This window comes from Halomonas shantousis (genome assembly GCF_054654615.1).
Map to the genome: position 1 here is coordinate 3,255,141 of NZ_BAAIER010000002.1, position 15,012 is coordinate 3,270,152.

The window sequence follows — 15,012 nt, forward strand, 5'->3', positions numbered from 1 at the left end:
CCTCGCCTGGCATCAGGCTACCCGAGTTAGTGACTGATCGCAGTACAGCTTAGCGGCTATGGGCTCGTCCAGCCTTGAGGATTAGCGCCTGGCTCCTTGCCCCGGCGTGACCGCCCCACTTTTCCGCCGCTTCCATTCTAGAGAACAGCAAGGCAAGAGCCGCTTTGGTGAAGAACTCATACACAAACTACACTCTGGCCGAATGCCCATGATTTTAGCGCCGAGAGAAGGCCCAGACCGCTCGGGCCAGGGTCTCGGCCCGATCAGCACAAGGAACTTGCCATGACAGCCACTGCCGAACGAACGTATCGAAGCGGGCTGAATCCGCTTCATAGCGTACTGCTCGCCGGAACTTTTCCACTCTTTCTCGGCGCGGCGTTGTGCGACTACGCCTACGCATCGACCTACGAGATAGAGTGGAGCATCTTCGCCTCCTGGCTGATCGCTGGCGGTCTCGTCTTCAACGGTCTCGCGCTCTTGTGCGCCCTGATCACGCTCTTTCGCGCCGCCGGCCATCGTCGCCCGGCCCTCGTTTACTTCGCGGTGCTGCTGGTCACCTGGATACTGGGCTTCGTCAATGCGCTGGTTCACGCCAGAGATGCCTGGGCCGCGATGCCCACCGGCTTCGTGCTTTCGATCGTGATTACCGTGCTGGCAGGCGCAGCGGCCTGGCTCGGATTCTCCCGTCTTGGCGCCGGAGGTCAGTCATGAGATTTTCCAGCATTCGTTTCGCCGCTTCCTGCTCGACTCTTTCGATTCTCCTGATTGCCGGCGGCGCCAGCGCGGCAGACACGGAACGCCAATACGGCCCCAACCCGAACCTGCCGGAACCGCAGCGCGGGCTGTTGCCCAACATGACGATCCCCGAGCCGGCGCCATGGGACGATCAATTACCGACGGTGCCCGACGGCTACACCATCACCGCCATCGCCACCGACTTGAAGGTGCCACGTCAGACACTGGTGCTGCCCAACGGCGACATTCTGGTGGCCGAGGGCAAGGGCGGCGGCAAGGCGCCAAAGTTGCGGCCGAAAGATTTCATCGCCGGTATGATTCAGTCGCAGGGCACCACCTCGGTCGAGAGCGGGGACCGGTTGACCCTGCTGCGCGATAGCGACGGTGACGGCACCTACGAGGAACAGACGGTCTTCGCCGAAGACCTCAACGCACCTTACGGCCTCGCTCTGATCGATGACGCCCTTTATGTCGCCAATCAGGATTCGCTGGTGCGCTTCGATTATGAGGAGAGCCAGACCCAGGCCAGCGGGCCGCCTGAACTGGTCACCGAGTTACCCTCGGAGATCAATCACCACTGGACCAAGGCGATGACCGCGAGTGCGGACGGACGCTTTCTTTACGTCGGCATCGGCTCCAACAGCAACATCACCGAGCGCGGCATGGAAGCGGAAGTTGACCGGGCCGAAATCTGGCAGATCGACGCCGAGACCGGCGCACATAAGGCCTACGCCACCGGCGTGCGCAACCCGACGGCACTGGCCATCCAACCGGGAACGGACCAGCTATGGGCCGTGGCAAACGAGCGTGACGAGCTCGGGCCGAACCTGGTGCCCGATTACCTCACCACCGTTCAGGAAGGCGCTTTCTACGGCTGGCCCTACAGCTACTGGGGGCAGCACGTCGATCCCCGCGTCAAACCGCAGGATCCGCAGAAGGTAGAGTCGGCGATCTCGCCGGATTACAGCCTGGGCTCGCACGTCGCCCCGCTCGGCCTTGCCTTCTCCACGCCCGCCGTGGGCGGCGAATTTGCGGAGGGTGTGTTCATCGGCGAGCATGGCAGCTGGAACCGCGCCAATCCCGTCGGCTACAAGGTGGTCTTCGTGCCGTTCGAGAATGGCCAACCCGCCGGCGATCCGGTCGATTTCGTGACCGGGTTTCTCAACGGAGACGACAGAACGCGCGGTCGGCCGGTCGGCGTAACCGTCGCCCCGGACGGTGCCGTGATCGTTGCCGATGACCTCACTAATGCCGTCTGGCGGGTGACGCGGGAAGGTGCCAACTCGCCGCAGAACGAACCCGCTGCAGTTGAAGACGAACCGGCTGCAGTCGTCGATGAACCCGCTGCAGTTGAAGACGAACCCGCTGCGCCTGAAGACGAACCCACTCCATCCACCTGAACGAATCATGAGTTCATGATGAAGTCACGCAATACCCCGACGGTTTTACCTTCGGGGTATTTTTCGGTGGGGCTGCGCAACGGCGTTGTCGATGTACGCGCATCAACGCCCCACCGACATCAAGCGCAGACGAGATAAGGAAGAGGTAACCATGGCCAAGGAATCGGAACCCACGCGCAAGGCGCTGTACGAGCAGGCCCAGCGCCAGAACATCGCGGGGCGTGCTTCGATGAGCAAGGCGGAACTGGCGGCCGCGCTCGAGCGTGAGTCGCGCGAGGAGAAAGGCCCGGTGATCGCCACGCGTGTCGAGACGTTTCGCCAGTTGGCGAAAGCGGTGGCTGCCGGGGAGTTCGTGCTGCGCCCACGGGTATTGACCGGCTTCGAGCGTCGCCAACACGTACGCCAGACGTTGCGCGAGGATCACCAGACCCGCATCGCGGCGGGGTCCGAGGAGGCCGGCATCAAGTTCGACCAGCTCTCGGATTCGCTATTTTCGTTCTTTCGCGGTACGGCGTTGCTGTTCTATCGCGACATGGCCGGCGACGACGCCTGGATGCCCACCGTGCTTGCGCTCGGCGACGTCCATCCCGAGAACTTCGGCGTCATGCCCAACGCCGACAACGTGCCGGTCTTCTCGGTCAACGACTTCGACGAGGCCTATTACGCCCCGTTTACCTGGGATATCAAGCGCGGTGCGGTCGGCTTCATGATCGCGGCGGAAACCGAAGGCGAGCTCAAGCGCAAGCAGCAGATCAAGGTCGTGCGCCATTTCGTGCAGGGCTATATCGAGGCGATGCAGCGACTGGCACGCGAAGGCACCGAGCAGGATGAGGAGATACGCTTCGACAATGCGCCGAAGCTGATTCGCAAGCTGTTCGAGAGTGCCGACGAGAATCGCGCCGAGTGGCTGATGGATGACTACCTCGACGAGACGAGAAGCGGCTTTCGCTCGACCGAAGAGCTGGTGCCGATCTCGTCGCGCCGCGACGAGTTCCAGGCGATCACCGAACGGCTGGTCAAGGAGAACGACATCGAGGTGCCGGCACGCGCCGAGGGCATGCGGGTCAAGGACGTGGCGATACGTCTTGGGCAGGGTACCGCCTCGCTGGGGCTCGACCGCTATTACGTTCTCATCGAAGGTCCCGAACGCGACGGCACGGATGATCTGATCATCGAATACAAGCAGGCACGGCGCTCGGCCCTGGCCGGTCTGGTGCCGCCCTCGCCCTACGAGATGGACACGCGCGGCGAGCGCATCAGCCACGCCCAGGCCGTGCACCTGGTACGTGGCGACGTGTTCTATGGCCATGTCGAGTTCGATGGCCTGAGCTACATGTCGCGCGAGCGCGCGCCGTTTCGCGACGACATCGACCTCGATGATCTCTCCAAGCGCGAGTGGAAGGAATATGCCGATATCTGCGGGCGCGTTCTCGCACGTGTCCATGCGCTATCCGACGAATCCGGCAAGCTCGATTACGACATCGAACCGGCAATCGTGAACGCCATCGGGCCAGCGGAACTGTTTGCCCAGGATATGGTGGAGTACGCCATCGAAGCCGCCGATCGCGTGCGCCGCGATCATAGGCTGTTCCGCGAAGACCACGCGCGGGGCGCGTTCAAGCAGCTGGATTTCGTGCACCGTTGAGCCGAGGGCGAGTAGCGTTCGGCCCTGATGGCCTGCCGCGTGTCGAGCGGGACAGCTACCCGTTCACGCCGCGGCTAGTCTGCTTCGCGGTGTGTCAGCCGCGCCGCCAGTGCGCACAGCGCAATGGCCAAGACCCCGCAGACGGCTATCGTCAAAGGCATCAGCCCGGGGTTCTGGGTGGCCAGACCGACCACGTAACCCACGCCGGCCGCCAGCAGATACTGCAGCGTGCCCATCAGCGCCGAGGCCACACCGGACTGCGCGCCACCGGCATTCATGGTCAGCGCCGTCAGATTGCCGAACACCAGTCCGAGCGCACCGATCGCTACCGCCAGTAGCGCCGCATAGACCGGCAGGTTCGCCATACCCGCCGTGACGGCCAGATATAAAAGCGCGCCGGCCAGGGCGTGCACACCAAGGCCGATATAGGCCACCCGTGCAGGCGTCGTGCCGCGCGCGGCCAGCCTGTTGGCCAGCATTCCGCCGACAATCAGCCCGACCGAATTGGCGGCGAACAGATAGCTGTAATGGGTCGGCGTCATGCCAAAATGCTCGGTAAACACGAAGGCGGAGGCACTGATGTAGGTAAACAGCGACCCCAGGACAAAGCCGCTGGCCGCCGTATAGGCCATGAAGACCCGGCGACGCGACTGGGCAAGGTAGCCCCGCACCACGCTGCCCACGCTCAGCGCCACGCGACGCTCGGGGTCGAGCGACTCGGGAATGGCCTTCAGACTCCACACCAGGCCGATGCCTCCGAACACCGCCAGCGTCCAGAAGATGCCGCGCCAGCCGCCGTGCTCGAGCAGAAAGCCGCCCATCATGGGAGCCACCACCGGGGCAATCATCATGACCTGCATCAGCAGCGAAAAGACTCGGGCAGAACTGTTCACATCGCAGAGATCGACCACGATGGCACGCGGGGCCACCAGCCCGGCCGCCGCGCCGATGGCCTGCAGAAAGCGTGCGGCCAGCAGCCACTCGAGCGTTGGCGCCAGCGCCGCGACCACCGATCCCGCCACGAAAATCGCAAGCCCCACCATGAGCGGCATGCGTCGGCCAAAACGATCCAGCAGCGGGCCATACAAGCACTGCCCCAGCGCCAACCCGGCCAGGAAGACGGAAAGCGTCTGCTGCACACTGCCGGCCGAGACGTCATAGGCCTGCGCAATCATCGGCATACCGGGCAGGTACATGTCGATGGACATGGCATCGAGAGCGGTCAGCAGGGCCAGCAAGATCACCAGCGCCATGCCCACGGAGCCTTGGTGGGTGCTCGTACGAGCCGTCTGTTCAACCATGGCGTTGCGCTCTCTTGATCAGGCGTTCGATACCATCGCTCATGAGGCGTTCGAGAGCATTGAGACGCGCCTCGAAACGCGCCTGGCCGACATAGATCAGCGCCACGTGCAGGCTGTCGACCATCCCCAGATAGGCATGTCCCATGACCTCGGCGTCATGTTCGGAGAGCGCGCCCCCGACGTGACGACGCAGCGCCGCCGTAAAATCCGCCAACAACTGCTGTATGTAAACTTCGTAGCCCTCCTGAGTCTCATGAAAGAGCGACTCGGGCGGGATATAGGCAGTGCGCAGCAGAAAGCGGAAGTGATCGGAGTCGGCGTAGCGGGCCTGTAGGGACTCGCAGTAGCGCTGTCCCGGCAGTGCCTGTTCAGGGGCCTCGAAGCACGCCCGCGCGAAGCGCGCCTCGACCTGCAGGGCGTCGTCGAAGACCGTCAGAAACAGCGCATCCTTGTTTTTGACATGCGAATAAAGCGACGCCTTGCGAATCCCGGCGTCGGCAGCGATGCCGGCCAGCGAAGCGCCCTCGTAGCCGTGCCGGGCAAACTGGACAACCGCGGCGTTCAGCACCCGTCGCAATGCGGGTGTCGTGGTGGATGACATCCTGTGTACTCCAGTATTGGCCCCCAGATGACCTCGGCCTCGGGCGTGTCGAACATCAGGCGGCGCATTCTAATCCAAAAAGCTACCGACCGGTAGGTAGCTTTTCATGGCAGGAAAAAATGGCCCTCACGGGCCACTTTCTTTTCAAACATCGGTTGTCGTTGGCAGAACTCCAGTATCAGTTGTACAGGTCAATAGCCGACGGTAAAGCGCTGGCGCACGTGCCTGGGCGTCTCGAGTTCATCCACCATGGCGATGGCGTAGTCTTCAAAGGAGATGCTGGAGCCTTCGTCATGGATCAGCAGTTGGTCCTGCCCAAGGCGAAACTGTCCGGTACGCTCGCCGGGCACGAACTCCGCCGATGGCGACAGAAACGTCCAATCGAGATCCTCTACACCGCGCAAAAAGTCCAGAAATTCACCACCGGCGCGTGCCTCGGGCTTGTAGGCCTCGGGAAAATCGGGCTGATCGATGACTTTCTCGCCGGGCGCCACCTCGAGGCTGCCTGCCCCACCGACGACCAGATAACGTGTTACTCCGGCGTCACGCACGGCCCCCACGAGCGTTCTTACATCGCTTGCCGTAAAGGGCAAGGCACTGATGACCGCGTCATGCCCCTTGAGCAATGCCCCGAGTGTCTGCCGGTCATTGGCATCGCCCTGCCTCGGCGTGACGCCAGGCAATGCGGCAATCCTGTCCGGATAACGGGCGATAGCGGTCACCCTATGCCCCCGATCGGACAGTTCGGCGAGAATGCGCGAGCCTGCATTGCCCGACGCCCCGATAAGCGCAACGTTTGCCATGAGCCACCTCCTTGAGTATGTGTTTTATACTTGGTCTACAAACAAGACCATGAGATGAATCTATGGAAGTTGCCGTGACGGCGCAAGAAGTCAACTTCAGCTGACATGGTCACGATGATGTGACCACTGGACGATCATTCATGGTGAAATGATGACCACGATCCCCGACGGTGAAGAGATGATGTTCGAACAACCCTGCCCGATCCGCGACGTGCTCGACCGGATCGGCGATCAGTGGAGCCTGCTGATTCTGGAGGCGTTGGCCCCCGGCACCCTGCGCTTCAATGCCCTGATGCGCGAGATCGGCGATATCTCGAAGCAGATGCTCTCCCGCACGCTCAAGCAGCTGGAGCAGGATGGCTTCATCACGCGTACGCTCTATCCCGAGGTCCCCCCGCGAGTGGAATACGCCCTGACCCCGCTGGGGCGTTCCTTTCTCGAGCCGATGCAGCAGCTGGTGGCCTGGGCGAACACGCATCACCGCACCATCGTGGCCGCCCGCGCCCGATATCAGGCTCTGCAGGAGCAGACCTGACACCCGGCTCGATCTTGCGTGGTGCGATGCAGTAGCTCGGCGCGCAACCGTGCCTATAAGTTCTGTCTGAAAAATCGGCGAGCGATGCTCGGCCGGGGCGCGTAGCCAAGGCAAAAATTAGCGATAAACGGACTGGGTCCGCATTCGGGGTGGAGTACGCCATCGAAGCCGCCGACCGCGTGCGCCGCGATCATGTACTGTTTCGCGAAGTCCATGCGCGAGGCGCGTTCAAGCAGTTGGATTTCGTGCACCGTTGAACCGAAGGCGAGTGATGGTCAGCTTTGACAGTTAGGTTTCAGAGCCCGTTCATGCAGGCTCTGATTCATTGCAGGCCAAGCATAGGCTTCTCTACCGTTACAGGTAACCAATTGGTGACGTGATCGGTACGTTGAGTACAGAAATCATGTTATCCGTAGGTCGAGCATTGACCGTTTTCCAAGGATAGCACGCTAAAGGCCTGGCTTTGCTGCCGCGCCGGTCATCACCATCATCCGCTGACTTGGCGCTGCAGGCCGAGCAATACGGGAACGCCATGACAACAATACGGGAACGCCATGACAACAATACGCAAGACCGTCCTGATTAGCGGCGCCAGCTCCGGGCTGGGCGCCGGCATGGCCCGGCAGTTCGCCGCTCGCGGCTACGACCTGGCACTCTGCGCCCGGCGTACCAAACGCCTGCTGGAGTTGCAGAACGAGCTGACTGACGCCCATGGCGTACGGGTCGAACTCGAAGCCCTGGACGTCAACGACCACGAGCAGGTCTTCAGCGTATTCGAGACCTTCGCCCAGCGCTTCGGCCGCCTCGACCGGATCATCGTCAACGCCGGCATCGGCGAGGGGCGACGCATCGGCACCGGACACTTCGACCTCAACAGGCGCACCGCCGAAACCAACTTCGTCGCCGCCCTGGCTCAGTGCGAGGCGGCCGTGGCGATCTTTCGCCGCCAGAACAGCGGGCACCTGGTGGTCATCTCCTCGATGAGCGCCAAGCGCGGCCTGCCCAAGCACCTGACCACCTATGCCGCCAGCAAGGCTGGCGTGGCCCACCTGGCCGAAGGTATCCGCGCCGAGCTGCTCCCGCTGCCGATCCGGGTCAGCACCCTGTATCCAGGCTATATCCGCACCGAGATCAACGCCGGAGCAAAAAGGCTGCCCTTCGAGATTTCCGAAGAACGCGGCTGCAAACTCATGGTCAAGGCCATCGAGCGTGAGCCCGAAGAAGCCTGCATTCCTGGCTGGCCCTGGGCCCCGATAGGCGTGCTGATGAAGTTGCTACCGCTACGCTGGGTGATCCGGCTCAGTTGAGCCCAGGTCATGCGGCACGATAGTCACCGCAGCCATGGGCCAGCCCTCTTCATACGCACCTTTCTTTGAAAGAGGCATCCATACGGGAACGCAGGCGAGGCACATGACAGCCCTTTACTCCTTGACGTCCATATAGCGCCGCGCCCACTCGCGATTCTCTTCCAGCGTCGAGTAGCGGGTGGAAAGCTCCGAGGCGTTGAGATTGCCTTCGGCGATACCGCGTTGCTCGCGCAGGCAGTCATAAGTTGCCTTGATGGCGGCAAAGTAGGCAGCATGACCGTTGACCACCACGCGTACCCCCGCCCGGGCCAGCCGTGTCCGGTCACGCAGCTCGGGATTGTCGTAGGTGACCAGCATCAGCGGTACGTTCAGGTGCTCGGCAATGCTTTCCAGATGGTCGAAATCGCGAATGCCCACCATGCAGATGCCGTCGGCGCCGGCCCGTTCATAGGCCTTGGCGCGCGTGATGGCATCCTCCGTACTCAACACGCCTGCATTGGTGCGGGCAAAGATGGCCATGGCGGGATCGATACGCGCCTCCAGTGCCGCCTCGATCTTGCCGATGCCCTCTTCCAGCGGCACCAGGTCGGTGGACTTGCGCCCGTACTTGGCCGGCAGCAAGGTATCCTCGATAGTCAGCGCCGCCACCCCGGCGCGCTCCAGCTCGACGATGGTGCGCATCACATTGAGCGCATTGCCATAACCGTGGTCGGCGTCGGCGATGATCGGCAGTCGCGCCACGCGACCGATGCGGGTGGCCTGCTCGACGAACTCGCTCAGCGTGATCAGGGCGAAATCGGGGGCAGCCAGCACCTGCAGCGAGGCCACCGAGCCGCCCAGGATGCCGACCTCGAAGCCCAGATCGGCGGCAATGCGCGCCGACATGGGGTCGAAGGTAGATGCGGTGAAAAAGCACTCGTCGCGTTCGAGCAGTTCGCGAAACTGATAGCGCAGATCGTGCTGGGAGGGGGTAGCCATGACAACTCCGAATCGCCCGGGCCGCATCCTGCAGGCCCGCTGAATTGAGATAAAAAGCTCACTATTTTATACGTTCGTCGTGGGCGGCACCAATATTGCCGAATGCGGCTGGCTCGGGGCGGCAGGCCGCATATCGCCCACTCGGCCTCCGGCGTGGCTGGGTTGCAACTGGCGCTCACCGCCGGGTTGGGGATCGGTTGCCTGAACGCTTCCAGCATAACCGGCCCCCTTCCCCATCTCGGCCAGGAAGACGGCCTACCGAACCTGCCTGAAGCCGCGTTTGCGTTAGTGCCGAAATCTCGACAGACGCCTTTCCTCCGCGATGCCTGTTCCATGCTATTCGATGGGCTGCGGCGCGCCTGATGATGACTAAGCGCCTGGAACTCATAGTCCGTTAGGTCATGGCCTGCCTATCCTCATATATACCTTAAGCTCCCCATCAAAGAGGTGGCTTCTGTATCCTGTGCCTCGCCCGGCGGCTTGGTCCTGGCGCTGCAGATGCCTGTCGCCGCGCTCTCCATCACCGCCGGGCTCGTGGCGCTCGGGCATGGGCGTGCAGGCATGGCTGCTGACGCAGGCCCGTGTGCGCGGTGTGGCCTGCCCCGATTCGTGAACTCGCCACACCCTGGCACAGAGCGTCGCCGGTCGGGCGGCGCTGGACGGCCGCAGACGGACGGAATGGCCGAACGGTTCAATGGCCGTATCAGCGACGTGCTAGCCACACGGTGCCACGCGTCAGGTGGAAACAAAGAACAGACGCTGACACGTACTGTACAACCACCACATCCCGCAGCAGGCACTGCTCCCTCAATCACCCATTGCGGTAATGAAGGAAATGGCAGACCAAACGTCCTGAGTGATTAACAAGAGGGTGTTTATTCAGGCAGGGCCCGATAGCTAATCAAGCATCAATTTATTCGATACCCTTAGACAAGAATTTTCGTTTCCAATAACACTTTCCGCTTTGTACGTTCTCCCCCTATCCCGGAAAAACACGCGGACACGACCATGACAAATATGACTAGCTCCCGACACACTAAAGAGGCGGATGAGCGGACAAAATCAGGTCTCTCGAAAATGCTCAGACCTGAATGCTATATCCATGAGAAATGGTTTGAACGTGAACTTAAAGTCATTCATTTGCCAGCATGGCATTTTGCCTGCCTGTCGACATCCATTGCTGAACCCGGAAGTTTTAAAACCCTCGACTTTTGGGGTATAACGTCATTGTTATTCGCAGTGAGGACGGCATAATCAGAGCCTTTCTAAATACCTGCCGGCATCGCGGGGCTCCATTGACGAATGAAAGCTGCGGGAATAACCCACATTTTAGATGCCCTTTTCACAAATGGTCGATACTCGGAGCCTATCTTAGCATTCAAGGCTTAGCCTGAGACTCAATAGGCAACCTAGGACGCAAATCAAGAAGGTGTACATGTATATAGGCTCCGCCTCCCAAAGCCTGTTGCACTCTGTCAGCCTCTGCAGTCAGCAGCGACAATAACTCATCCGCTTTGATCATGCGCTTTTCATCTGGATGTTGCCATTGACGGTCTTTTGCAAGAGTCACCAGCAAAGCTCCAGCTTTACTGTATTCTGCTGCCATGTATTTCCTAACAAGCTGATTTTCTATTGTATCTCGCAAGTCTGTCGCTGTGCGCCCATCACCAAGTTTTAGTTCAATCACAGCTTCATGCTTAGAAAGAACAGAGCGCAAACGTATATCAGTTTCCTTTTCGTCAGCTGTAACAGCCTCTTGGTCCACAGTGTAGATCGAGTTCGCGGCATAGCTCAGCTCGCGCGAAATTTCTCGACGCATGACCCTCTCATCTGATATCCCTGCCCAAGCCTCTCGCGGTGACGCGTCACGGAGAAGAAGGTCGTTTAGGTCAGACAGCCTATCCTTCAAAATCGCAAACATGGCTTCATTCGTTGAGGCAGGCGCTTCCCCGCTTCGATCAAGCGCTACTGCTTGAGCCTCATCAAATACCTCAGCATCAATCTCTTGCGCCCAACTCTCTTCTGACACAGCCAAAATGCGATCCTTGAAATGAGCGCACAAAGGATCTGCGGCCATCTCGAGCTTAGTAGCAAAGCCCTCCTCGCCTTTCGCGTTGAGTAATGCCGTTACAATGCTATTGCGTGCCTGTTCCGCGTTGTCTCGAGTATCCGGTGAATAGGACCCTTCGTGGTGCGCATCGTCTTGTATTCGAACGTGGCGATAGGCCAAACGAAGAAGCCTCAGCAGTAGTTGCGGCGTGAATCGTTCGTCACCCAAATCAATTCCGTCTTGGCGATCACCAAAGAGGCTGGCCAGCCATGTCACAGCGTCTGATCGCTCAGATGGTTCAACTATCTCAATCTGATCCGCCAGCTTTTCGACACTCGTCTGCGGATCAATTCGCATTAAGGTCGACAACCAAACAAAGCGCAGCGAAAACGGCAATTGTTGTTCCAATCTTTGTAGTGCCCGTTCTTGAAGTCTCTTAATTTCCGCAGCGTCGCCATGCTTCAAAATAACCCGTGTGACTTGCCGAACCCTTTCGGTCATTCCGGTCGTGTTATCGGCGCCATTAATCCAGTCCCCACCGTCATCTAGCCAGGATTCCAGTCGTGGTAAAAATAAACTGGCTACCCTCTCAGGCGCATAATCAATTCCTTGAAGTAGGCTCGAATGTCCACGCTCACCTGACGGCCGGTTCAGCTCCCACGACAATTCATTTCCAAGCGTTCGGTCCACAGCGTTTGGGTGCGTGTCTACGAGACCTTCTATCCACTGAGGCAGGCCGTTCAGTTCAATCAGAGCGTACCGCGCGGCTAGCTCGGCTTCGGCACCGCCGAGTTTAGCTGCCCAGTCGGGGGCCTCCGCTTCGGCGTAGATCGCGGCTAGACCAAGTTGCCAACGTACAAGAAATGTATTGCGCTCGCCTTCGGGCCTTTCGCTGGGAAAAGTTGGGTGGTCATCACGCCAGATCTTCATCAGCACCCGGCGAAGCTTGTCGGCCGTTTCTTGATTGAATTGCTCTTCAATGAATCGCCGGTTCCAGCCTGACGATCGACTGTCTTCACCATCATGACTCATGGCGCGCCACAAGTTCCAAGCAGTGTTCCAGCTTTGCTCCGTCGAAAATGCGTTTTCAGGCTGATTGGCAACTTCTCGCCAGAACTGAACCCAGCTCGCGCGGTTCTTGGCCTTTCGCCGCTCTTCTTGCTTCTTTCGTTCAGCCTGCTTCTTTTCCCAACGACGATGCTCGTTGTCGTGCTTCGATGGCTTCAGCGAGTCGTCAAGTCTTTGCACGAATGAAGGTTCATCCACTATTAGAGGCCTAAGTCCTTCAACGTGTTTTTTCCATGTATCACGATCCGGCGACAGACGGATGGCTGCCTCCAAGAGCATTGCGCGTTCACCCGCATCCCGGGTCGTGTCACCAAGCGCTTCGCTCACCCAAGTCAGATCCCGGTCCGGTCTTAGCTGAACTGGTCCATCGTGAATAGTGATCTCTGCGAGCCGTCTCCAAGGATCTTTGATTTCATGGAGCGACTGCAGCAAAGCGTCCTCAACCCAGAAAAGACGCTCATTGTCCACTGCTTTCAGATTGATCAGCCGTTCGCGAAGTGATTTGATCGGCTCATCGTCGCAATGGTCTCGGTGGTGTAATCGCAATGCGATTACACCACCATGCAGCCACTGGTCGTCTAGGCTTATATCGAGGCCGCGTTCACATGTTGCTGCGAGTGCTCCACTGAGATGTGGCCGATCACTCATAATATGCGGCCATTCTTTTCGCCATTTAAGCCCCTCTGATACTAGCGCGAGGAGACCATCACGAAGTTCCTCAAGGACAGGGAGATCAAGAGATGCTCCTGCTATCAGGCGTGGTAGTTGCCAACTAAGATCGCCTACATTGCGCTTCTCTCGCTTTATCCAACTAAGGGTCCGACAAAGCTGCTCAACCGACATGTATTTTGGGAAAAGGCGTAGTATGGCACCGCATACTACTCTGTCAGGCCAGAGATCATCAGCATCAGCTATTCTGGCAGAAACTATCCCTAATCTCTCGTCACCAAGGGCTACTAAAGCGTCAATAGCCATTATGCGCTCGACCGCAGTTGCCGCAATGTCCTGAGTGATATCGAATACGATGTCTGCACAAGCTTCTATGCGACCCGCCTCTATAAGGCTGATGAGGACTTCTCGTACATCCGGATTCTCTACTCCACTGCGCCAAATCCTGTCGATTTCTTCTGCCAACTCGTTCGATGCAAATCGGTGGACCTGAATGTGAGGCACCTGAAGGCCTCTCCACCCACCAGGGCCGTAGCGCTTAGCGTAGGCGTGAAGAGCTTGATTTCGCTGCGTCTGCGTTAGCGACTCTGGGTCGCCTTCATCCAGAAGCACAGCAGGCTCATTGTCCCGCAAGAGTTCAAATATCCCGTCTTCTTGCAAGGCTAGCCACCCCGCCACTGGTCGCTTGGACGGGCGAACGATTGTGTTACCTTTTGTCTCCGCGAAGAGAAGACGTTTGAGGGCTCGAAACGGCATGCCTTGTCTTCGAAAAGCTATTAGCCGCTCCGCAGCAAGGTACTCGGCAACAGAGCGATGATGGAAGCGCACTCGGCCATAAGAAGCGAAGCCAAATAACGGACGCTCCAGCAGTGCTTTTCGTTCGTTCGGCTGCCAATCGGATAGGATGATCGCGGGATCAAGAGCTGCCTCCTCGTCAACAGCGTCGGACGCTGCACTATGACGAATGGTTATACGACGTGTCATCTGAACTGCAAGCGCGAGTCGGCTAGCTCCTTCGATCGCCTTGTCGACAGATAATTCCGCCGGTTCAGGTCTGTCTTCGCGAGGAAGCAACTTCATGCGAACATTCGTGGCAACCTGATCGCGATGTGTTCGGATGCGTTTATGCTCACGCCAGTCCGCGCATAACTCAATGAGGTCCTGAGGCCTACGTGCAAACTCTAGGGCATTGCGACGTCGTAAGTCTTCAAAAAGAAGTTCAGGATCGCTCACTCCCTGGTGTCGACAAAAATCGACGATCTGTTCGTCCGACAATGGCATTAAAGCTACAGACCGCCAATCGGGCGATTGATTTTTGCTTCTGTTGTCGTGTGGCTCCCGATGCTCACGCATTGCGATCTTCGCAAATGCTTCTTCATCGGAGTCCGAAGACGGCACCATAGGAACAGGCAGTACGTTTCGGACCAGCTGTTCGTCGAAGGGGATCGGCCGTGTCGTGATGACAACGCGCGCCCGATGAAGCTGACCTCCGATACACTTTTTCAGTCGTTTGAGCGCGCGCTCAAACGACCCCATCGTCAATTTTAGCTCGTCAATCGAGTCCAGAAAAAATGTCGCCACCTCAGACTGTGAGGCAAGCCACCCATCCAGCCGGGCTTCTTCATCTGCATCTAACAGACTGCGAAGGTCTTCTGTTGCCAACGCGGCCAATTCAATGAAGAATGCAGGTTCTCCCGAGGCCCAAAGGCGCTCCGACTGTTTACGGCATTCGTAGGTTTTTCCTGCCCCTGCCTCGGAAATTATCAGTACACGTTTTGAATGTAGCAAATCATCCCATGTATATCCTCGCGACCAGCCCAGGCTGACCAAGAAAGACTGTTGGTCGGCATCATTAACCTTCCCATCAGGGATATCTTTAAAGGTCCGCTCTATTATTGTCACTAATGCCACCTATAAAAT

At 59.0% G+C, this 15,012-nt stretch carries 11 protein-coding genes and 1 pseudogene; 7 read left to right on the plus strand and 5 right to left on the minus strand.

What is annotated here, in order from left to right; translation table 11 throughout:
• Positions 1-282: 282 nt before the first annotated feature.
• The 3 genes from ACYQ12_RS15425 to ACYQ12_RS15435 all read left to right on the plus strand — a co-directional run bounded on the left by ACYQ12_RS15425 (position 283) and on the right by ACYQ12_RS15435 (position 3,780).
• Positions 283-711, plus strand: coding sequence for a DUF2231 domain-containing protein (locus ACYQ12_RS15425; RefSeq protein WP_459873437.1), 429 nt, complete (start codon positions 283-285; stop codon positions 709-711).
• Positions 708-2,135: a PQQ-dependent sugar dehydrogenase gene (locus tag ACYQ12_RS15430; protein ID WP_459873439.1), complete on the plus strand. Its 1,428-nt coding sequence runs from the start codon at positions 708-710 to the stop codon at positions 2,133-2,135. The genes ACYQ12_RS15425 and ACYQ12_RS15430 overlap by 4 nt, the downstream gene beginning before the upstream one ends.
• A gap of 151 nt (positions 2,136-2,286) precedes the next feature.
• Positions 2,287-3,780, plus strand: coding sequence for a DUF2252 domain-containing protein (locus ACYQ12_RS15435; RefSeq protein WP_459873441.1), 1,494 nt, complete (start codon positions 2,287-2,289; stop codon positions 3,778-3,780).
• A 74-nt stretch (positions 3,781-3,854) separates the two neighbouring features.
• On the opposite strand, the gene ACYQ12_RS15440 is transcribed toward ACYQ12_RS15435, so the two are convergent.
• The 3 genes from ACYQ12_RS15440 to ACYQ12_RS15450 form a co-directional block, all read right to left on the minus strand.
• Entirely contained in the window at positions 3,855-5,081 is a 1,227-nt protein-coding gene (locus tag ACYQ12_RS15440) for a multidrug effflux MFS transporter (RefSeq protein WP_459873443.1), read from the minus strand.
• The gene (locus tag ACYQ12_RS15445) at positions 5,074-5,682 is read right to left on the minus strand and encodes a TetR/AcrR family transcriptional regulator (RefSeq protein WP_459873445.1); all 609 of its coding nucleotides are present in this window, start codon (positions 5,680-5,682) and stop codon (positions 5,074-5,076) included. Before ACYQ12_RS15445 ends, ACYQ12_RS15440 begins: the two co-directional genes overlap by 8 nt.
• 191 nt (positions 5,683-5,873) lie before the next feature.
• The gene (locus ACYQ12_RS15450; protein ID WP_459873447.1) at positions 5,874-6,485 is read right to left on the minus strand and encodes an NAD(P)-dependent oxidoreductase; all 612 of its coding nucleotides are present in this window, start codon (positions 6,483-6,485) and stop codon (positions 5,874-5,876) included.
• Between the two features lie 151 nt (positions 6,486-6,636).
• Here ACYQ12_RS15450 and ACYQ12_RS15455 point away from each other — a divergent pair, with 151 nt between their 5' ends.
• Both ACYQ12_RS15455 and ACYQ12_RS15460 read left to right on the plus strand, forming a co-directional pair.
• A complete protein-coding gene (locus ACYQ12_RS15455) occupies positions 6,637-7,020 on the plus strand; it encodes a winged helix-turn-helix transcriptional regulator (protein ID WP_459873449.1) in 384 nt (127 codons plus the stop codon).
• Between the two features lie 554 nt (positions 7,021-7,574).
• A complete protein-coding gene (locus ACYQ12_RS15460; RefSeq protein ID WP_459873451.1) occupies positions 7,575-8,327 on the plus strand; it encodes an SDR family oxidoreductase in 753 nt (250 codons plus the stop codon).
• Positions 8,328-8,441: 114 nt separating this feature from the next.
• Here ACYQ12_RS15460 and ACYQ12_RS15465 read toward each other — a convergent pair whose 3' ends face one another.
• A complete protein-coding gene (locus tag ACYQ12_RS15465) occupies positions 8,442-9,305 on the minus strand; it encodes an isocitrate lyase/PEP mutase family protein (RefSeq protein ID WP_459873453.1) in 864 nt (287 codons plus the stop codon).
• 657 nt (positions 9,306-9,962) lie between these two features.
• On the opposite strand from ACYQ12_RS15465, the pseudogene ACYQ12_RS15470 reads away from it, so the two are divergent.
• Together ACYQ12_RS15470 and ACYQ12_RS15475 are read left to right on the plus strand one after the other, a co-directional pair.
• Positions 9,963-10,206, plus strand: a pseudogene (locus tag ACYQ12_RS15470) (IS481 family transposase); the annotation flags it as partial.
• A 310-nt stretch (positions 10,207-10,516) separates the two neighbouring features.
• Positions 10,517-10,699 carry a Rieske 2Fe-2S domain-containing protein gene (locus tag ACYQ12_RS15475; protein ID WP_459873456.1) on the plus strand — a complete coding sequence of 61 codons (183 nt, stop codon included), beginning with the start codon at positions 10,517-10,519 and terminating at the stop codon, positions 10,697-10,699.
• Here the strand turns inward: ACYQ12_RS15475 and hyoA are convergent.
• Positions 10,684-14,994: an NACHT domain-containing antiphage protein HyoA gene (gene hyoA, locus ACYQ12_RS15480; RefSeq protein ID WP_459873458.1), complete on the minus strand. Its 4,311-nt coding sequence runs from the start codon at positions 14,992-14,994 to the stop codon at positions 10,684-10,686. The two genes, ACYQ12_RS15475 and hyoA, sit on opposite strands and share 16 nt — an antisense overlap.
• Positions 14,995-15,012 lie beyond the last annotated feature (18 nt).